20 protein-coding genes are annotated in these 19,559 nt (G+C 64.4%); 9 read left to right on the forward strand and 11 right to left on the reverse strand.

Features of this window, described 5'->3' with window-relative positions; translation table 11 throughout:
• Nucleotides 1-3: 3 nt before the first annotated feature.
• From H535_RS24145 to H535_RS24155, 9 genes are all read right to left on the reverse strand, one after another.
• On the reverse strand, nt 4-882 hold the full coding sequence (locus H535_RS24145) for an alpha/beta fold hydrolase (protein WP_035768732.1): 879 nt from the start codon (nt 880-882) through the stop codon (nt 4-6).
• Nucleotides 879-2,408 carry a flavin-containing monooxygenase gene (locus H535_RS0107705; protein ID WP_051298785.1) on the reverse strand — a complete coding sequence of 510 codons (1,530 nt, stop codon included), beginning with the start codon at nt 2,406-2,408 and terminating at the stop codon, nt 879-881. Before H535_RS0107705 ends, H535_RS24145 begins: the two co-directional genes overlap by 4 nt.
• Nucleotides 2,409-2,439: 31 nt before the next feature.
• Nucleotides 2,440-2,841: a glyoxalase superfamily protein gene (locus H535_RS24150; RefSeq protein ID WP_035768734.1), complete on the reverse strand. Its 402-nt coding sequence runs from the start codon at nt 2,839-2,841 to the stop codon at nt 2,440-2,442.
• Between the two features lie 123 nt (nt 2,842-2,964).
• Nucleotides 2,965-3,534, reverse strand: coding sequence for a dihydrofolate reductase family protein (locus tag H535_RS0107715; RefSeq protein WP_026819093.1), 570 nt, complete (start codon nt 3,532-3,534; stop codon nt 2,965-2,967).
• A 78-nt stretch (nt 3,535-3,612) separates the two neighbouring features.
• A complete protein-coding gene (locus H535_RS30280) occupies nt 3,613-3,936 on the reverse strand; it encodes a PIN domain-containing protein (RefSeq protein WP_342667722.1) in 324 nt (107 codons plus the stop codon).
• A 12-nt stretch (nt 3,937-3,948) separates the two neighbouring features.
• On the reverse strand, nt 3,949-4,332 hold the full coding sequence (locus H535_RS0107725) for a type II toxin-antitoxin system VapC family toxin (RefSeq protein WP_245580216.1): 384 nt from the start codon (nt 4,330-4,332) through the stop codon (nt 3,949-3,951).
• 8 nt (nt 4,333-4,340) lie between these two features.
• Nucleotides 4,341-4,610 carry a type II toxin-antitoxin system Phd/YefM family antitoxin gene (locus H535_RS0107730; protein ID WP_026819095.1) on the reverse strand — a complete coding sequence of 90 codons (270 nt, stop codon included), beginning with the start codon at nt 4,608-4,610 and terminating at the stop codon, nt 4,341-4,343.
• Nucleotides 4,611-4,703: 93 nt separating this feature from the next.
• Entirely contained in the window at nt 4,704-5,537 is an 834-nt protein-coding gene (locus tag H535_RS0107735) for an aldo/keto reductase (RefSeq protein WP_026819096.1), read from the reverse strand.
• A gap of 31 nt (nt 5,538-5,568) precedes the next feature.
• Nucleotides 5,569-6,189, reverse strand: coding sequence for a TetR/AcrR family transcriptional regulator (locus tag H535_RS24155; protein ID WP_035768807.1), 621 nt, complete (start codon nt 6,187-6,189; stop codon nt 5,569-5,571).
• A gap of 153 nt (nt 6,190-6,342) precedes the next feature.
• Between H535_RS24155 and H535_RS0107745 the strand changes: the two genes are divergently transcribed.
• The 7 genes from H535_RS0107745 (at nt 6,343) to H535_RS0107775 (ending at nt 14,953) form a co-directional block, all read left to right on the forward strand.
• Entirely contained in the window at nt 6,343-7,683 is a 1,341-nt protein-coding gene (locus H535_RS0107745) for an ABC transporter substrate-binding protein (RefSeq protein ID WP_026819097.1), read from the forward strand.
• A complete protein-coding gene (locus H535_RS0107750) occupies nt 7,680-8,564 on the forward strand; it encodes a carbohydrate ABC transporter permease (protein WP_026819098.1) in 885 nt (294 codons plus the stop codon). The genes H535_RS0107745 and H535_RS0107750 overlap by 4 nt, the downstream gene beginning before the upstream one ends.
• Nucleotides 8,561-9,481: a carbohydrate ABC transporter permease gene (locus H535_RS0107755; RefSeq protein WP_026819099.1), complete on the forward strand. Its 921-nt coding sequence runs from the start codon at nt 8,561-8,563 to the stop codon at nt 9,479-9,481. The genes H535_RS0107750 and H535_RS0107755 overlap by 4 nt, the downstream gene beginning before the upstream one ends.
• Nucleotides 9,478-12,657: a glycoside hydrolase family 2 TIM barrel-domain containing protein gene (locus tag H535_RS0107760; protein WP_026819100.1), complete on the forward strand. Its 3,180-nt coding sequence runs from the start codon at nt 9,478-9,480 to the stop codon at nt 12,655-12,657. The genes H535_RS0107755 and H535_RS0107760 overlap by 4 nt, the downstream gene beginning before the upstream one ends.
• Nucleotides 12,658-12,735: 78 nt before the next feature.
• Nucleotides 12,736-13,212, forward strand: coding sequence for a hypothetical protein (locus tag H535_RS0107765; protein WP_026819101.1), 477 nt, complete (start codon nt 12,736-12,738; stop codon nt 13,210-13,212).
• Nucleotides 13,213-13,724: 512 nt separating this feature from the next.
• Nucleotides 13,725-14,159 carry a GreA/GreB family elongation factor gene (locus H535_RS0107770; protein WP_026819102.1) on the forward strand — a complete coding sequence of 145 codons (435 nt, stop codon included), beginning with the start codon at nt 13,725-13,727 and terminating at the stop codon, nt 14,157-14,159.
• 149 nt (nt 14,160-14,308) lie between these two features.
• Nucleotides 14,309-14,953, forward strand: a complete 645-nt coding sequence (locus tag H535_RS0107775; protein ID WP_035768736.1) for a hypothetical protein — start codon at nt 14,309-14,311, stop codon at nt 14,951-14,953.
• A gap of 24 nt (nt 14,954-14,977) precedes the next feature.
• Here H535_RS0107775 and H535_RS24160 read toward each other — a convergent pair whose 3' ends face one another.
• Nucleotides 14,978-16,429 (reverse strand): APC family permease, encoded by a 1,452-nt coding sequence (locus H535_RS24160; RefSeq protein WP_051298787.1) that lies wholly within the window; start codon nt 16,427-16,429, stop codon nt 14,978-14,980.
• A 161-nt stretch (nt 16,430-16,590) separates the two neighbouring features.
• Between H535_RS24160 and H535_RS0107785 the strand changes: the two genes are divergently transcribed.
• Complete coding sequence (locus H535_RS0107785) at nt 16,591-17,844, forward strand: plasmid pRiA4b ORF-3 family protein (protein ID WP_162144867.1); 1,254 nt, start codon at nt 16,591-16,593, stop codon at nt 17,842-17,844.
• 55 nt (nt 17,845-17,899) lie between these two features.
• Here H535_RS0107785 and H535_RS24165 read toward each other — a convergent pair whose 3' ends face one another.
• A complete protein-coding gene (locus H535_RS24165; RefSeq protein ID WP_051298789.1) occupies nt 17,900-18,376 on the reverse strand; it encodes a UPF0158 family protein in 477 nt (158 codons plus the stop codon).
• Between the two features lie 205 nt (nt 18,377-18,581).
• Here H535_RS24165 and H535_RS0107795 point away from each other — a divergent pair, with 205 nt between their 5' ends.
• The gene (locus H535_RS0107795; protein WP_026819105.1) at nt 18,582-19,481 is read left to right on the forward strand and encodes a helix-turn-helix transcriptional regulator; all 900 of its coding nucleotides are present in this window, start codon (nt 18,582-18,584) and stop codon (nt 19,479-19,481) included.
• Nucleotides 19,482-19,559 lie beyond the last annotated feature (78 nt).

A 19,559-nucleotide genomic window follows, 5' to 3' on the forward strand; every position in this document is an offset into this window, starting at 1 on the left:
CGCTCACCCGCCGTGGTCGTGCCCGGCCAGGAACTCCCGCACGAGGGCGTCGAACTCTTCTTCTTTTTCGATCTGCGGCATGTGGCCGCATTCGGCGAACAGGTGATACTGGGCGTGCGGGAAGGCGCGGCGGGCGGCTTCGAGGTTGCTGGCTGGCAGGATGCGGTCTGTTCCTCCCCAGATGAGGAGGGTGGGTTTGCGCTGCGCGGCGACGTCTTTGAGCAGGTGCTTGCGCCAGTGTGGATGGACGCCGTGGAAGTTGCCGAGATGGCCGGCGACCGAGAGCAGGACGTCGTCGTGCACGGGGTTGCGGCCCACTCGCATGGCGTGGTTGACGCGTTCTGCAGTGACGAATTCCGGGTCGTGGAAGAGCCCTCGTTCGGCCCGGTAGGCGCCTTTGCGGGTCTTGAATTTGAGCAGCCACGGCCCGAGCGGGCCGAGGCCGAGGACACGCAGTCCGAGCGGGATCTCGTGGCCGAATCCGGCGCTGTTGGCCAGCACCAGCGTGCGCACCCGTTCGGGGGCGATGGTGCTGATTTTCATGGCGATGGCCCCGCCGAGTGAATTGCCCATGAGGTGGACCGGGCGGTCCTCGCCGATGGTGTCCAGGGCATTGAGGATGAAGCGGGCGAGGGACCTCAGGGAGTATGCGCCGCCGGTGCGTTCGGAGAGCCCGAACCCGGGCAGGTCGAGGGACAGCACGCGGTGCTCGGCGGTGAGGCGGTCGAACATCGGGTCCCAGTCTTCCAGGCTGCGCGCGATGCCATGCAGCAGCACGACCGGACGGGCCGCAGGGTCGCCGGCGAGGCGATAGCGGACGCGGACGCCGTCGACGTCGAGCCTGTCCCTGCCTCCGACGGTGCCTGGTGTTTCGGCGGTCATGATCGCAGCCTCCGGGGTGGCTGAACGACGTGACCGGCGTCGAACATCATTTTGCTCCGCAGGTTGGCCAGCGCCAGCAGCGGCGCGTCGAGCAGGTAGTTGTGCGGCATGGTCCAGGGGCGGCGGTCGCCTTGCTTGGGGAAGTATTCCGCGGCGCGTTTCACATAGCCGGAGGTCAGGTCCAGCAGCGGCCTGGTCCCCATCCGCGGCTCGGCGGTGGGAACGGCACAGCGGTGGCCGTGCCTGTCCATGAACTTGAGCAGCCGGCACACGTACCGGGAGGCGAGGTCGGCGCGCAGCGTCCAGGATGCGTTGGTGTAGCCGACGCAAACGGCCAGGTTCGGCAGCCCGGTGAGCATGACTCCGCGGTAGGCCCAGGTGTTGCCGAGGTCGACAGGCTCTCCGTCCACGCTGAATTGAATCCCGCCGAGCGGCAGCATAGTCAGGCCGGTGGCTGTGACGACGACGTCGGCATCGAGCCGGGTGCCGGAGGCCAGGTCGATCCCGGTGCTGGTGAAGCTGGCGACCCGGTCGGTGACGATCGAGGCGTCGCCGGATTCCAGCGCGTGGAAGAGATCAGCGCCGGGTGCCACGCAGAGCCGTTGATCCCATGGATCGTAGTCGGGCGTGAAGTGCTCCCGTGCATGGCCCTCGCCGAGGATGGACGCGACGCGGTTGCGCAGGAAACCGGCGGCGAGTCCGGGACACCGGCGGCAGAACTGGTGGAACGCCTGGCCGACCAGCACGTTCTTCGCCCGGGCGAGTGCGTGCGCGGCTGCCGGCGGAAGGCGCCTCCGAACGGCGTCGGCAAACCGGTCCCGATGCGGCAGCGCGGTGACGTAGCCGGGGGAGCGCTGCAGCATGGTGACGTGCGCGGCGTCGTTGGCCATTGCGGGAACCAGCGTCACCGCCGTCGCCCCGCTGCCGATGACGACGACCCGCCGGTTCCGGTAATCCAACTCTTGCGGCCAGAATTGGGGATGCACAACCTCGCCGCCGAAGTCCGCCATGCCGGGAAAATCCGGCTGGTGGGCGTGATCGTAGCTGTAGTAGCCGGTGCAGCAGTAGAGGAACGAACAGGTCACGGTGCGGCGCCGGGTGCTGCCGCCGTCGTCGGTCTCCTCAAGGTCCAGGCTCCAGCGGGCCTCCGCGGACGTCCAGCCGGCGCTGACCAGCCGGGTGTTGAAGCGGATCCGATCCATTGCGCCGGTGTCCTCGGCGGTCCGGCGGAGGTACTCGAGAATGCTTCCTCCGCCGGCGATGGCGTCCGGCTCCGTCCAGGGGCGGAACGGGTAGCCGAGGGTGAACATATCCGAGTCCGAACGCACCCCCGGGTAGCGGAAGAGGTCCCAAGTGCCGCCGACAGCGTCGCGGGCCTCGAGAATGGCGTAGCTCTTGGACGGGCATTCGGTCTGCACCCGGTAGGCGGCACCGATGCCGGACAGCCCCGCACCCACTATGACGACGTCGAGATGTTCCGGACCGGAGCCCGGCGTCGGCAGGGTTGCTTCTTCGGCGAGGAACATACCTCCATTATGGGACGCTTGGTTCCCTGGGTCAGGGCGTTGTCTCTTCCGGCGTCAGTTTCTTCGCGTAATCCGGCAGCTCCTGCAAAGTCCACGTGTTGCCGTCCGGATCGGCGAAGTGGACGAAGCGGCCCCACGGCTGTTCGTCGATTTCGCTGCATTCGACGCCGTTGTCCAGCAGGTGCCGGCGGGCATCCTCCGCCTTGGGGATCACCGCCATCAGCCCTCTCTGGGTTCCCGGTTCCATGTCGACGACGCCTTCGCCCATCACAATCGAACACGCGGATCCCGGCGGGGTGAGCTGAACGAACCGGATATTCTCATCCACCCGCTGATCGTGGTCGGCATTAAAGCCCGTCTGGTCCACATAGAAGGCTTTGGCGCGGTCGACGTCGGTCACCGGCATGGACACTACTTCGATTTTCCAGTTCACTTGAATCTCCTTCAGCTGGGTCAACCACTGGAAGTGTGGCTGTGCTGTAGAGCCTAGACAGCATTGAGGACATCTTCGGACCTGGATCACGAACTGTTTGTTGATCTGGTCGCCGATGCCCCGTCAATCCGGCGCGCCGGGCCGCCTTACGTCGAAGATCAGGTGAGCGAACTGGCCCATCTTCTCCACGCTGCGCAGCTTGAGGGCGTCGGAACCAATGAGCCGCGGCAGCAGGGGAGCACCGCCGTCGAGCGTGACCGGCGCTATTGAAGTCTGCACCTCGTCCAGCAGGCCGACGTCGAAGAACTGTCCGACCAGGTCGCCTCCGCCGACGACCCAGATGTTTTTGCCTCCGGCCGCCTGTGCGATGTCGTCGAAAAAGTCCGCCGGGTCCCCGTCGACGAAGCGGACGTCGGCGCCGTCGGGCGTGGGCAGTTGGCGGCTGGTGAAGACGTAGGTTGGTTTGGTTCCGAACGACTCCTGCCACTTCTCCGGATGTTCCATGAGCCGTTCCTGTTCCAGGACCCATTCGTACGTGGTGGAGCCCTCGACCAGCACACCCACGTTGTTCATGAACTGGTCGATCTGTTCTTCCGGCGGATCCTCCACGGCGAACAGCCACCCCAGGGAGTTGTCCGTGTCGGCGATGAATCCATTCAGCGATGTGGCAGTGTTGAAGATAACTTTTGGCATGGTGTCAGCGTATTATCGCGGTCTGACAAAATGGCCGACCCGCGATACTCGGATACAGCGGGGGACGGGCCGGCACCGCTACGCACTCACTGAGGCACGGTCAAGCTCAATGTCGAAGACCTTCGCAATCCGCGCCATATCGCCGTCGCCGGCAAGGGGCACCGTTCCCGAGCGCCAGGCGACTGCGGCAATCATGCAGTCCAGCATGCCTCGAGACGTGATGCCGGTGCGACGGGAGGTGCGGTATATCAGTGCGGCCGAGTCAAGGTCCGAAGCCGGATCGAAGGGTGAAAAGCGGAACCTTAGCAGCAGGCGCCGGAGGTCGCGCTCGTGGACGTCACTGCGGGCACCACAACAAGTTCCACGATGACTGGCTCGATCACGGCCAGTGCGGAAATACACCTGACGTCGAAGTCAGGCGGGACTATGCACGTTGAGCCCGGCGTCTTCGGCGGCGGTGAGGAGTTCGATGTCGTAGGCAACGAGCAGGTTTGCGTTCAGGCGCAGTGCGCATGCCAGATGGATGGCGTCGGCGCTGCGCAATTTCCCGGCCATGGCGGCCGCATACGTGAGATCGCTGCGTTCAACGTCATCCAGGCTCATGGCGCTGAGGATGCTGTTGATGGTTTTGGCGGGAGGTGGAGTTGGTCGTCGTTTCGCGGCGCAGTGCAATTCCGTGTATAACAGCATCGAGGCTGCCAGGGTATCGCCATTGTGCTGCAGGTCGGTGAGATATCGAGCGAGCGCATCAGATTGGGATTCCTGGATTGCAAGCTTCAGCGCGGCTGAGGTGTCCACGTAGATAATCATCGGTCGCCGCGGAGGTCGGCCAGGATTTCGGCCGTGCTTTCATCCGAGCGGGCCCGTTCCAAATGGACCAAGTCAACGGTGCCGGCAGGCGCGGCCACCCGAACCCGTCCGGCCCGCACGCGCATTTCAAAAGGCGAGGCATTCGGAGGAACCAGGGTGGCTGCGATTTCGCCGTTGTTTGTCACCTCGATTGTTTCCCCGTTTTTGACGCGTTGGAGGATTCTGCTGCTCTCGTTGCGTAATTCACGGTGCGGGATGGTCGACACTCCTGACGCCTCCTTGCTACAGCACCTTCCTGACGAAAGATGCTGTAGCAAGTGTAGCACCGGCTTGCACGTGGATGGAAGGAAAGTGCCGGGTCACCACTCCTCGTGGGTGCGGGCATCCCAGGCGGCGTCCTCGCCGAGATCCAGAGTCGCAATCGCCGACAGGTCTTCGGAATCCAGCTCGATGTCGGTTACGGACAGGTTCTGCCGCAGTCGGTCGGCATTTTTGGACTTGGGGATCACCACGTACCCCTGCAGGATGCCCCAGTGCAGGGCGACGGTGGCCGGCGTCGTGCAGTGTTTCGCGGCGATCTTGCGCAGCACAAACTGGTCCAGCAGGCCCTCGCGCGTGCCCAGCGGCCCCCAGGCCTCGGTGACGATGCCGTGCTCCGCATTGAACGCGACGGCATCCCGGCGCGCCAGTGCGGGGGAGAGCTGGATCTGGTTCACTGCCGGCCAGACTCCCGTCGCCTGGTGCAATCCGGCGAGTTGTTCGGGCCGGAAATTGGAGACGCCGACGGTGCGCACCAGCCCTTCCGACTGGATGTCGAGCAGCGTCTTCCACGTCTCGGTCGCCAGTCCGCGCGACGGGTTGGGCCAGTGGATCAGCATCAGGTCCACGTAGTCGACGCCGAGGCGGCGCAGCGATTCGTTGACGCCGGTGCGCGTGGCCTCGCGTCCCTGGGAGCCGCCGGCGACCTTGGAGGTGATGACAACCTCGTCGCGGGCCACGCCTGAGTCGCGCAGTCCGGCGCCGACTGCTGTCTCGTTGTTGTACTGGGCCGCGGTGTCGATCAGTCGGTACCCGTCGGCCAGCGCCTGGGAGACGATTGCGGCGCCTTCAGGGCCCTGCAGCCCCGAGGTTCCCAGGCCGAGGGCCGGCATGGTGCCTCCGGATGATAGCGAAACGGTGGGGATGGTGGTCATGAGGAGGTTCCTTTCATGTGTTCACGACAGGTCAGGCAGGGGGATCGGGCAGGATGGCCAGGTCGAGGAAGGACTTCAGGGTGGCCGGGACGTCGACGCTGGCCGGGTCGTGCAGCCACTGCACCTGGATCCCGTCCCACAATGCCACAAGCGACGCGGCCAGCATGTCCGGATCGCTTCCCGGCCGCAGCCGGCCCTGCTCCTGCAGCAGGGCGAATTCCCGGGCGTACCGCTGGCGCAGTTCGGTAAAGCGGTCGGCGAAGTATTGCCGACCGGGATGATCCTCGGTCGTCGCTTCGCTGACCAGCACTGAGTACAGCTGGATTACGCCGGGAACGTCTTCATTCCACTCGGCCTGCTGCCGAAGTTCGGTGTAGAGATCGACACAACCATCGGCGTCCGGCCGTGCCCGGATGCCGAGGTGGTCGCGGTGGTCCAGCACGGCGACCAGCAGGTCCTGCTTGGTGCCGAAATAGTGGAAGAGGCTGGTTTCACTGATCCCGGCGTGATCGGTGATGTTCTTCAACGAGGCGGCGCGGTAGCCGCGCTGGGAGAAGACCTCGTGGGCGGCGTCGACAATGGCGCGGCGTTTTGCCGATGACTTCGCGTACGGCCCCCGTGCTCCGCCGCGTTCGGCACGTTGTGTGGCCACTGGCACCCCCTTGCGCTGGTTCGGCTTCATCGGCGCCGAATTGCTCGTGTTCAGCAGGATACCGTAATCGAATCTGAAATTAGAGTGAGTGCTCGAGATTTGTGTTAGTGTGCTGCAGATCACGATTTCGCCGGCACTGAGAGGTGGGACTTTATGACAGCACCGGTGAGCCGGCGGCAACTGCTCGGATATGGCTTGGGCGCCGCCGTCATGGCTTCGATTGCGGGGTGCGCGTCGCCCGGAAGCACCGCCGTCAATGCCGCTCCAACCATCCCGCCGGCGGGCGGGAAGGTCACGTTGACCTATTGGTCCTGGCTGAAGAACCTGCAAAAGGTCGCCGACATTTGGAACGCGAAGAATCCCAATGTGCAGGTGGAAACGGTATGGATCCCGGCAAGCAACGACGGCGGCTACCAAAAGCTCTTCTCCGCGCTCGCCGCCCACAGCGGACCGGACCTGGCCCAGATCGAAATGCGGAAACTGCCGGCGTTCATCCTCGTCAACGGCCTGGTGGACCTGTCCCGCTACGGGGCGGATGACCACGCCGGCCGTTATGACCCGACGCTGTGGAACCAGGTCAGCTACAACGGCGGCGTGTTCGGGATCCCGCAGGATTCCGGGCCGGTCGGCTTCTTCTACCAGGACGAGCTGCTGGAGCAGGTGGGAGCGGAACCGCCCGAAACGTGGGACGACTGGGCGGCGCTGGCCGGCGAGCTGCGGCGCGCCAAGGCGTACCTCGACTGCTTCCCGCTCTCCGACCCGAGTATCTTCACCGCCTACGCCACCCAGTCCGGCGCGACGTGGCTGAAGACGCACGACGACGGCTGGTCCATCGATATGACCGGCGACGCCACCATGCGGGTCGCGCGCTTCTTCGACAATGCGATCAAGAAGGACCTGGTGACGACGGCGTATGAACCGTTCTCGCCGGCATGGTTCTCTGCGGCGGCCAATGGCAAGCTCGCATCAATCACCAGCGCGAGCTGGGCCGACGCCTTGATCAAGGGCGTCAGTGGCGCCAAGGGGAAGTGGCGGGTGGCCGATATGCCCCGATGGGGCAATGCGGGATACGGCTCCACTTATATGGGCGGTTCGACGGCGGCAGTGCTGGCCAACAGCCAGCATCCCCACGAGGCGCTCCAGTTCGCCACCTGGATGACGACGTCCCAAGAAGGCATCAACACGCTGATCGAGCATTGCGGCATCGGCTGGTCCCCGTGCCCGGACATCATCGGCGAATCCCGGAAAGGCCCTTCCGAATTCTTCAGCGGCCAAAGCTACAACGAAGAAGTCTTCGCCCCGGCGGTGAAGCAGCAGAACCCCGACTGGACGTGGGGACCGCTCACCCAGCAGACGTTCAACATCCTGTCCGACCAATTTCGCAAGCAGGCCTCCGGCGGCACCCTGGTGGACGCCGTGGCCCGGGCAGAAGGCGAAATCATGACCGCGTTCCGGCAGAAAGGTCTGAGCATTCGAAAGGCGGACCATTCATGACTAAGCACTTGAAGTACACCCCGTGGGTGTTGATGGCACCGTTCCTGGCATTGTTCCTGCTCACCTTCATCCTGCCGATCCTCGCGGCCGTGGGCAGCAGCTTCACCAAAGTCCGTCGCGAGGGGTTGTTCGGCGAGGAAGGCATAGTGTCCGAATTCGCGTGGTTCGAAAACTACGCCCAGGCGCTGGCCGACGGCGGATTCATCGCCTCGATCGGCCGGATGGTGCTGTTCGGGCTGGTCCAGGTGCCCGTCATGATGCTGCTGGCCACGGTGCTGGCCATCCTGCTGGAATCGGCCTCTGCCCGGTGGCCCGGCTTCTTCCGGGCGGCCTATTTCCTCCCGTACGGCATTCCGGGGGTCATCGCCACCATCCTGTGGTCCTTCCTCTACGTGCCGGGGCTGAGCCCGATCATCGATGCGGCCGCCGTCGTCGGTATCGAACTGAACTTCCTCGGCCCGTCCACAGTGCTGTGGTCCATCGCCAATATCGTGACCTGGACCTATACCGGCTACAACATGATGATCATCATCGCCCAGCTCAAGTCCATCCCGGGGGAGCTGTACGAAGCCGCCAGGGTGGACGGCGCCAGCGGCTGGCAGGTGGCGTGGAAGATCCAGCTGCCGCTGATCCGCCCGGCGCTGGTACTGACCACCGTGTTCTCGATTATCGGCACCATGCAGCTTTTCGCCGAGCCCCAGGTGCTGTCGACGTCGTCGACCGCCATCGACAGCCAGTACACCCCGAACCTCAGCGCCTACACGACGGCCTTTGCGTACAACGCGTACAACGCTGCCGCCGCTCAAGCGGTGCTGATCGCGCTTGCCGCATTCATCCTCTCGTTCGCGTTCCTGCGCCTGACCAATAGGAAGTCCGTATGACCGCCACGCAGACTCGCCTCGACCACCAACCGGCCAGGACCAGGCGCGCGGCGCCCAACAGCAGGGATCGCTCGGCGGGCCGCTCCAAGGCGTCGACCATCATCACCACCGGGATACTTGTCGTCGTCGCCCTGTACTTCCTGGTGCCGGTTTACTGGGTGGTGTTGGCGGCGACCAAGACCACCGAAGACCTCTTCGCCTCCAACGGGTTCTGGTTCGGCAGCTCCTTTAATCTCTGGACCAACGTGGTGCAGGTGTTGACGTACGACGGCGGCGTCTTCGTCCGCTGGTTCGCCAACTCGGTGCTCTACGCAGGGGTGGGCGCAGTGGGTGCCACCTACTTCGCCGCCGCGGGCGGGTATGCGCTGGCCAAGTACGAGTTCCGTGGCCGGAACGCGATCTTTGGCACCGTCCTTGGCGGCGTGCTGGTTCCCGGTACCGCCATCGCGCTACCGCTGTTCCTGCTGTTCAGCCAGCTGGGGCTGGCGAACACCTACTGGAGTGTGCTGTTGCCTTCGCTGGTCTCGCCGTTCGGACTGTTCCTCTGCCGGATCTACGCCAGTGCCTCGATGGACACCTCGTTGATGGAAGCGGCGCGCCTGGACGGGGCCAGCGAACTGCGGATCTTCCATACCCTCGGGCTGAAGATCCTCACCCCGGCCCTGGTCACCGTCTTCCTGTTCCAGCTGGTCAGTATCTGGAACAACTACTTCCTGCCGTTGGTGATGCTGGCCGATTCAAGCCTGTATCCCATTACCCTCGGCCTGAACAATTGGAGCAGCCAAGTGGAGCGGCTGCCCGAATTCTACGAACTCACCACCGGCGGCGTGCTGCTGTCGGTCATTCCCCTGGGAATCGCAATGATCGTGCTGCAGCGGTTCTGGCGCGGGGGACTCACAGAAGGAGCGGTCAAATGAGTCCGGCAATTCAGAACTACCTCACCGACCGCGGGCCGGGCAGCGGCCAACGGCTTCCGGCCAGGTCCCAGCTGGACTCGGACGCGCCGCGGCTGTCGTTGAATGGCCAGTGGCGGTTCCGGCTGCTGGATCATGCGCCCGGGCTGAGCTACGGGACGCTGGACCGCGGGGGAAGCGGCGTGGCAGGAGACGCGGACACTGAGGGGCCCGACGACGTCGGCGCCGTCGCCTTTGACGACTCCGGGTGGGAGCACATCCAGGTGCCCGGACACTGGGTACTGCAGGGCGACGGCCAGTGGGGGCAGCCCATCTACACCAACGTCCGCTACCCCTTCCCGGTGGATCCGCCCCATGTGCCGGACGAGAACCCGACCGGCGACTACCGGCGTCGCTTTGACGTTCCCGGCGACTGGGCCACCGCAGAACGGGTGGTGCTGCGTTTCGACGGGGTGGAGTCGACCTACCGGGTCTGGCTCAACGGCCGGGAAGTCGGGGTCGGAAAAGGCAGCCGGCTGGTGCAGGAATTCGACGTCACCGACGACGTCGCACCCGGGGAGAATCTCATCGTGGTCCGCGTGCACCAATGGTCGGACGCGAGCTACCTCGAAGACCAGGACCAGTGGTGGCTGCCCGGGATCTTCCGCGACGTCACCCTCGAGGCCCGGCCGCACGGCGGGCTCGACGACGTCTGGCTGAGCACCGGCTACCGGGACGGGCAGGGGCTGCTGTCGCCCGAAATCACCGCCGGTGAGCACGCGTACCCGGTGACCCTGCGGGTGCCGGAACTTGGGATCGAACAGACGTGGCAGCGGCCCGGCGACGTCGAGCCCGTCAGCATTGGGCACGTGGAACCGTGGACTGCCGATACCCCGCGGCTGTACGAGGCGGAGGTGGCTTCGTCCGCCGAAACGGTGAAACTGCGGGTGGGTTTCCGCACTGTCGAGATCATCGGCGACCGGTTCCTGGTCAATGGCCGGCGGGTGGTGTTCCACGGCGTGAACCGGCACGAGGCGCACCCGGACCGGGGGCGGGTGTTCGACGAGCAGCATGCCCGGGCGGACCTGTGCCGGATGAAGCAGTTCAACGTCAACGCCATCCGCACCAGCCACTATCCGCCCCACCCGAAGCTGCTCGACCTGGCCGACGAAATCGGGTTCTGGGTGATCGACGAATGCGACCTGGAAACCCACGGCTTCGAGGCGAACGGGTGGATCGACAACCCCAGCGACGACCCCGCCTGGCGCGAGGCGTATATCGACCGGATCGAACGCACTATCGAGCGGGACAAGAACCACCCCAGCATCATCATGTGGTCGCTGGGCAACGAATCCGGCACCGGGATGAACCTGGCCGCGGCCTCCGGCTGGGCGCACCAGCGTGACCCGGAACGGCCGGTGCATTACGAAGGCGACTACACCGGAGCGTACACCGACGTCTACTCGCGGATGTACTCCTCCGTGCCGGAAACGGAATCGATCGGCCGGGATGACTCCTCCGAACTGCTGCTGGCCTGCAATGCGGCCGAGTCGGCACGGCAGCGCAGCAAGCCCTTCATCCTCTGCGAATACGCCCACGCCATGGGCAACGGTCCCGGCGGCCTGGACCAGTACGAGGACCTGGTCCACCGGTATCCGCGGCTGCACGGCGGGTTCGTCTGGGAATGGCGCGACCACGGCATTCGCACCACCACGCGTGAGGGGACCGAGTACTTCGGCTACGGCGGAGACTTCGGCGAGGTGCTGCACGACGGGAACTTCGTGATGGACGGGCTGGTGCTCAGCGATGACACGCCGTCACCCGGTTTGCACGAGTTCAAGGCCGTCGTGCAGCCGGTCCGCTTCGAATTCGGCGACGCCTCGGTGCTGATCACCAACGAACAGCACAGTGCCGACACCTCCCATCTGGTGTTCCGCTGGACGCTGGAGTACGACGGTGATGCAGCCGACGGCGGTGAACTTGACGTCGCTTCGGGCAAGCCGGCGGCAGGGGAGAGCTCCCGGGTGGAACTTCCCGCGTTCCAGCCGGCCGATAACGCCGAAAGCTGGCTCACCCTCACGGCGGAGCTGCGCGAAGATACGGCCTGGGCGCCGAAAGGGCACGTGGTGGCATCGGCGCAACGCGACGTCACCCATCCTGCTGTGCGGATGCGGCTTGTCACGCCGGCGCGGCCCGCCGTCGTCGAGCAGACCGCCGGCGGCCGCAACCCCGGCGTCGACCGCAGCGCTGCCGGCGCTATGGTTCCCGGACCGGCATCGGGTCGGCTGGAACCCTCCAACGGGACTCTGCAGCTGGGACCGGCAACGTTCGACGGCGGCAGGCTCACCGAGCTGGGTGGCGTGCCTGTGAAGGGCCCCCGCCTGCAGCTGTGGCGCGCACCCATTGATAATGACCGCCGATCCGCCTTTGGCAGCTACCACCGCATCGATCCGAGGGCTGACCTCGGACACGGGCACCCGGAACCGTCGCTGGAAGAACAGTGGCGCGCCGCCGGGCTGGATCGCCTGGAGCACCGCGTGGACAGCGTCGAGGCAAGCCCCACGCAGCTGCGCACCCGGATCCGGTCCGGTGCTGCCAGCGAGGCCCGGGCTGTGTGGACGCAAACCACCTGGACGCTGGTGGACAGCCCCGGTTCGGATGAGCCGGAGTTGCTGCTGCGGATCGAGATGATGCCAACGACCGGGTGGGACATCCTGTGGCCGCGGCTCGGTGTCCGATTCGACCTGCCCTCGACGATATCGGGAGCCGATTGGTTCGGCACCGGCCCGCATGAGTCTTACCCGGACAGCAGGAACGCGGCCGGCACCGGCCGGTTCCAGGCCGGCATCGAGGAACTCACCTTCGGCTACGCACGGCCGCAGGAAAGCGGACACCGCAGTGACATGCGATGGCTCCGGCTGCTGGACGAAGGCAAGCCACGGATGGATCTCATCGCGCAGCGCGACACCTCCGGCAGGCTCCCCGGCTTCACCCTCGCCCGCAACACCGCCGAGGACATGGCCACGGCCGGACACCAGCATGAACTCCCTGCCAGCGCGCACACCTATTTATACCTGGACGCCGCCCAGCACGGAGTCGGCAGCCGCGCCTGCGGGCCGGACGTGTGGCCGGACTTCGCGCTGTCGCCGGTGGCCCGCAACCTCGAGTTCCGCGTCGCGTTCCCTTCCGGGTTGGAGTAATCGCCGAAGGGACTTCCCCGGCGAACTCGGATAGACTTGGTGGTTGCCTTACTGGCTGCATGAGGGTACGGAGGAGCGATGTTCAGGCCCGGTGCGCCGATCGATGAGATTGAGCGCGATGTCGAGTCAATTATCGTTGAGCTGGTCCACGAGTTGGGTACGTTGGCCGATGACGATCCCGTTGAGCATGGTGCGGACGAACGTGCATATATAAAGGCATTCTCGGATGTTCGTGCGAACAGCGATAAGGATCAGGCTGCGCTGCTGACTGCCGCAGTAAACAGGCCAAACCTGGCCGAATCCCTGCTGTATTTGAACCGCTGGCTGGATGGTGCCGTCCGTCCGTCCAGGAAGTCCTCGCGGGCGATGCGAATTCTGGTGCGTCTGGCGATGGACGGGTTGTGGGTCAGCGACATCCTGGATCCCACCCGGTTCACCGCCGCGCAGCGGGACCGGTTGACGGACATCCTTGTTGCGCTGACCTATCTCACTGATGAACAGGTGGATGGGCTCACGGGTGGAAGCGTTCCGGAAAGGGAAGTGGCTGCCGTGTAGGCCAGCGGCGGTGAAAGACCTTGAAAGACGGCGGCGCTTTGGGCGCCGCCGTCTTTACAGCTGGGTGTTTTTTTAAGTTTCTTTCGGGTCGATCAGGACTTGCGCGCCTTGCGGGGTTTCGTGAACTCCGGATCACTTGACGCAGACTTCGCCTTTTTGTCGGCTCTTTTTTCCAGAATGGACTTTCCGGTCTTTTTAGAGTTGGAACCACGTGGAGATTTTCCAGACAACTCGATCACTGCCTTTCAGGGTGGATACTCAGAACCATACGCTAAAAAACAATAAAATCCAGTGGCAGATTCCGCCCCGTGAGCACGGGGCCCCGCTGGCTCGCCGCCCCGTGAGCACGGGCCACCGGCGGAATCGCTGGAACTTTCGGGCGGTTTCCCCAAAAAGTTGCTAAAAAAACTCCTTGGGCTAAGGTTAATATTTACCGACAGTACTTGTCTCTTTTGCCTTTTGGCCAAGGGGACAGCTCCCCTTGGTATTTACTCACATGAAGGATGAGGAAAATGCTTTCGAAAAACGCACCCATTTCCTGGCTCACTCAGCAGTCTTATGACCGCTTGAAGGCGGAGCTGGACGTGCTGCTCGATAAGCGAAGCGACGAAGCCCTCGCTTTGGGGCCGGAGGCGCTTGAAGGCCGGATCCGCCAGCTCACCTCCCTGCTGAAGAACTCCCGCGTCCACTCGCCCGACGACGACGGCGTGGTGGAGCCGGGAATGCTGGTTGAGGTGGAAATCGCCGGCGACACCGTGCGTTTCCTAATGGGCAGCCGGGAAATCTCCGACCACGGCGACATCGACGTCTTCAGCGAAAAGAGCCCGCTCGGGGCCGCTATTTATGGCAAGAAGCCCGGGGAGCGGGCCACATACACCGCACCCAGTGGACGCGCGATCGACGTCGTTGTCTTGTCGGCCACGCCCTTTATGGACGCGGTGGCCTGACCACAGGGTGGCAGGGCCAGCTGATTGACTGCCGGAGCAGAGACCGTGGCCTGACCACAGGGTGGCAGGATCCCAGTCCAGGGGGTTTCGGGTGAATTAGGATGGCGGGAACGCCGACCGCCCTGACCGGACGATGCCGAGGACTGACGATGCCTGAAAACGACCCGGAACCGCTGCTGCTGACCGAGCACGAAATTCTGGCGCTGCTGACCCTGAACGACACTGAACCTGCACGACGCAGCCGCACGGTGCTGCACCTGCCGGAGGTCGACGACGAGTCCGACTACATGCGGGCGGGAATCACCACCCTGCTGGTCCGCGGCCACGCAACTGTCGAAGAAGACAACGTCAGCGCCCAGGGCGTGGCCCGCTCAGTAGCGTCCGTGCTGACGACGGCGGGTGAATGGCTGGAGATTGGCATTGTCACCAACGAGCACAGCCACGTCTACTTCGCCGCCGCCTCGGCCGTCGGCAATGTCCTGGCCAGCATGAACCGGCTTGGGGTTCACGAACTGCTGCCGCTTGACCCAAGGACGGAATTGCTCGATGTCGGGATGGGCATCGCGCGCAACGCATTGACCGATGAAGGCACCGAAAAGCCGGTGGCCGTAAACATCACCCGCCACGGGGCCGAGCAGGATTCAGTGACCGCCAGTATGCTGGCCGACTCCGATGGGCGGTGGCACCTTGCTGCGGAGCCGCGGAACGAGCAGGGTGAGCTGGCCAAGTCTGAAGTGCCTGCCGACGAGGCCGTTGGCAAGCTGAACGATGCCCTGACCTTCGCCTCCTCATAGCCGGCCTGACGGCGTCGGCCCGGTTCAGGTACGGCCGGCTTGCTCCGGCGGATCAGCCGGTGCTTCCGGATCGGCCGGTGGTGCCGGGTCCACGCGAACGCCGGGAATGGTATCGAGGACGGCGGCGACGTCGGTGCCGCGTTTCTTGTCCAGGTACCAGTAGATGGTGAACACGATGAGGCCGATAGCCAGCCAGGGGAAGAAGATCGCAAGGGTGGACAAGTCGCCAAAGTTGCCCGCGAACAGCGCCGGCCAGTTGGCCGCCTGTGTAATGAGGATCAACGATCCAAGTGCGGCGACGACGACGGCAATATAAAACCACCGTCCAGGGTTATAAGCGGCACGCGAGGCCAGTACCCCGCCTTTGGCATAAAGGTAGCCGGTCGCGATGGACACCGTCAGGTAGGCGATCAGGTAGCTGAAGGTCGCGATGGCAATGGCCTGGTCGAGACCGGCTGACCAGAAGAGCAGCATCGATGCTGCCACGTACAGCGTCAGCAGTGACCAGTGAGGCGTCCTGAACCTCCGGTTGACCGCGGAGAACCACTTGGGGAAGATTCCGTCCCAGGACCATGAGTACGGGATCTTGATAGCGGCTGCCATTATGGCGTGGGTACTCGTGGCAGTAGCCAGCAACCCGCCAAGGGCCACCACCACTGTGCCGAAGGTGCCGAGGAAGGTTTCGGCCGCCGTCGAGAGAGGCTTGGCCGACTCGGCGAGGACCGTGTAGCTGTCCACTACGCCGTAAATCACTATCGCTGTGATCATGTACAAGACGATCAGGATCCCGGTGCCGCCGAGGATGGCCAGGGGAAGGTTGCGGCTGGGGTTCTTCACTTCGGCGCCGAACTGTGCGGCGACTTCGATACCGATGAAGGCGTAGAACAGCGGCACGGTGGCGGCCATGAACCCGCTGAATTCGCCGGTGAAGAAGGGCGTGTAGCTGGCGGTGTCGATGTTGAACAGCCCCGGGATGATGAGGACGATGAGCGAGGCAATAAGCACCCATAACATTGCTGTTTGCGCCCGGCTGTACCCCTTTGTCCCGAACAAGTTGATCAGGAAGAGGACCGTTAGTATGCCGAAGCCGGACCAGACTGGGTCAAGAGCGGGAACGAATACTTCCAGGTAGGCGCCGAATCCGATGGCCAGGACGGCGTCGGCGGCGATGTAGCCGAGCCATTTGGTCCACGTGACGACGAATCCGAGCAACCGGTTGTTGAATGAGCGCGAAATGAAGGTGTATGCCCCTCCCGCGCCGGGGAAGATGGTCGCCAGCCAGCTGTAGTTGGTGGCCAGCGCCATGGCAATAATGCCCGTTGCTGCCACTCCGAGAATGACGCTCGGGCCGGTGGTGCCACTGGCCGTTCCGATCGTCACAAACAGGCCGGCGCCGAGGGTGCCGGCAATGACGGTGGCGATGGCCCCCGGCAACCCCATGCTCCGCGAGAGACTGTTGTCCTTAGCTGCTGCCATGACCCGACACCTCTTCGTTGAGTTGAAACGCGTCCGTGCGGCACATCCGCCGGGCGGAATGGTTGTGAGACTACAGCAGCGCCCGGAGGGTCTCAAGGGGTGAGGTGGGTCGTGGGATGAGTGTTCGAGGATCGTAATACGGCACTGGCATAATGGCGGCCATGGGAGACGCCGGAAAATCCTTGGACCTGAGCATCACTATCGTCGGAACAGAGCCGGAAATCCGATGTGATCTACGCGTGCCTGCGTCGGCCGCCCTGAGCGATCTGCACCGTGCTATCCAGCGGGCGTTCGGCTGGGAGGACCGCCACTTGCACGCATTCACCGTGACGGATCCGACGGGCCGGCGGCGCAGCTTCACCACAGACGAAGAAACCGTCATGGAGCTTCAGATGGAGTTCGATACGGCCGTCGCCATCGGCGACATCACCGACGGCCCCGGCAGCGTGGTCAGCTATGAGTACGATTTCGGTGACGGCTGGGATCATCAGATTACCGTCACCGGCGACGCTGTGGCGCCGGCAGGGCAGTTTAGCTGCCTGGATGGAGCAAACCGCGGACCGGTGGAGGATTCCGGTGGTATCGGCGGCTACCGGCAGCTGTGCGAAATCCTCGCCGACGTCACCCACCCCCAGTACCGGCAGATGGCTGACTGGTATACGTTCGTCACCGGCCATTCCGCTTTTTCCTTTGACCCGTCAGAGTTCGACATTGAACAGGTCAACGGCAAGTTGGAGCGGCTCAGTCTTCAGGTCAACGGTGCGAAGCCGACGCCGGAGGAGATATCCGCCGTCGTCCGCCCCGCGCGGTGGCTGTTGCAGCGGGTGGGCACAGAAGGTCTGGAGTTGACCAAGGATGGCTACCTGAAACCGGCAGTGGTCGCCGAAATCATGAGCGGACTCGGGTGGGAACGGCAGTGGCCGGGAAAGCACAATCGGGAAACGCAGACACTGCCGGTGTGGGAGCTGCGCACCCGGATGCAGCAGTGGAAATTGCTGCGCAAGTACAAGGGGAAGCTGCTGCGCACCCCGGCCGCCCGCAAAATCGCCGACGACGATGCGGCGCTCTGGGATCACCTTGCCAGCGCTGTGGCCACTGAAAAACACCCGGCGGTGGAGGCGACTTCCCGGGTGGTGGTGGCGTGGCTGCTGGCAGACCAGCTGCCGCCATGGCGCTCGGTCGGTGACGCGGTGGCGCAGGTGCTGATGGCGGAGGGATTCGGCAGTCCCGATGGCGGCCCGGTGTCTGAGGCGGCCGGCCTCGATCTCTTCCATGCCGTCCGCGGGGGTCTGGTGTCGCTCGGTGTCTTCGGTCCCGAGTGCGGGGTGTTGGCGCCGAGAGTCCCGTCGCCGGGAGGGCTCAAGTTCCTGATGGACGTTCGACGGCATCAACACGTCGGCGGCAGCGACGGGTAGACAGGGCGGCTAGATGCCATCGTCGTCGTTGTTCCGGGGCCAAAGCTGCCGGAATTCATCCGTCAGATGACTTCCTGCCGGCGTCGGGCCCTTGGGCAAGTGCCTGCTCCGCCTCGGCGCGGTCGACAACTCCGGCATCGACCAGCCACTCGATGGCGTGGGTGCGCACGGTCCGGTCGTGGAACGTAAACCACTGATCGCCCAGTTCCGGCAGATCGATGAGCGTGTCCTTGAACCGCCGGAACGGGCGTTTCCTGTCGATGGCCTGCTGCAGCAAGTCTCTGGACCGGTCATCGCTTACGGTCGAAATGAAATCCTCCATCTCCCGGTAACCGTCACGAGAGGATATGGGGTCGATGGTGATGACGCCTCGCTCTTCCAGCTCCTCAACGGACTCTTCTGCGGCGCCGCGCAGCCAGAAACCAATCTCGCCCGTATCCGGATCGAACCACCAGAACGAGTCGTAGAAGTCGGTTTGATGTTCCAGCGCCATCATCAGGAATTCCAGATCTATTGCGTCAAGACTGATCATGTGCGTTCTCCTATCTTCTCAACGTGTCCTGTATGCCGCGGCGCGATGTTGGATGTATGTCCAAAACGATCACGACCCGCCGGTCCGGATGGATCTCGTACAGCACACGGCAATGACGCGCACGCCGGGCGCTGGCGAGAGCCCCCGTGAGAGGTGCCCTGAGAGGGTATCCCGGATTCCCACGGTAAACCGTACGGTTAAGAACATGGACAACCGGTCAGAGGTGCGCGAGTTCTTGATGTCGCGGCGGGCGAAGGTCACGCCCGAGCGTGCCGGGATGCCTGCGAGTGGTCACCGGCGGGTGCCGGGCCTGCGCCGCGGCGAGGTGGCAAGCCTTGCCGGGGTGAGCGTGGAGTACTACTCGAAGCTTGAGCGCGGCGCGATCGGCGGGGCATCGGCGTCGGTGTTGGAAGCGCTGGCGCGCGCACTGATGCTCAACGGGACCGAGCGCGCGCATCTGTTCGATCTCGCCCGGGCCGCCGACGGCATCCCCACATCCGGGCGGCACCGCCGCCCGGCGTCCCCGGCCAGGCCGCCGGGCGAAAGCCTGCAGTGGGCCTTGGATTCGATGAAGGATTCGGTGGCGTTCGTGCGCAACGAGGTCCAGGATCTGCTCGCCGTCAATGAGCTCGGCCGTGCGTTCTACTCACCGGTGATCGGCGACGGCGGTCGCACGCCCAACCTGGCCCGGTTCCAGTTCCTGGACCCTGCCTCCAGGGATTTTTATCCGGACTGGGAATTATTCGCGCAGATGTGTGTGGCAATTATCCGCACCGAGGCCGGCAAAGACCCGCAGCACCGCGGGATCCAGGACCTCGCCGGGGAGCTGTCCACCCAGAGCGAGACCTTCCGCAGGCTGTGGGCTGCCCACGATGTGAGGACCCACGGCACGGGGACCAAGAGATTCAACCATCCTCAGGTGGGGGAATTGAACCTGGCCTACGACGAATTGGCGATCACCGCGGAGAAGGGCCTGGCCCTGATCATTTACACGGCCGAACCGGGATCTGAGTCGTACCAGAAGCTTCAACTGCTCGGTTCATGGAACAAGCCGAACCAGCCCGACTACGCTGCCGACTCGGCGCTTCCCGGGCGAAGGGCCTGACGCCGCACCTGACCGACCAGCGGTGTCGCCCTGTTCAGCGCGGGGTGACGTCGTCGGCGGAATCAACTCTCAACCAAA

This window comes from Arthrobacter castelli DSM 16402 (assembly GCF_000430705.1).
GTDB classification, from domain to species: domain Bacteria; phylum Actinomycetota; class Actinomycetes; order Actinomycetales; family Micrococcaceae; genus Arthrobacter_C; species Arthrobacter_C castelli.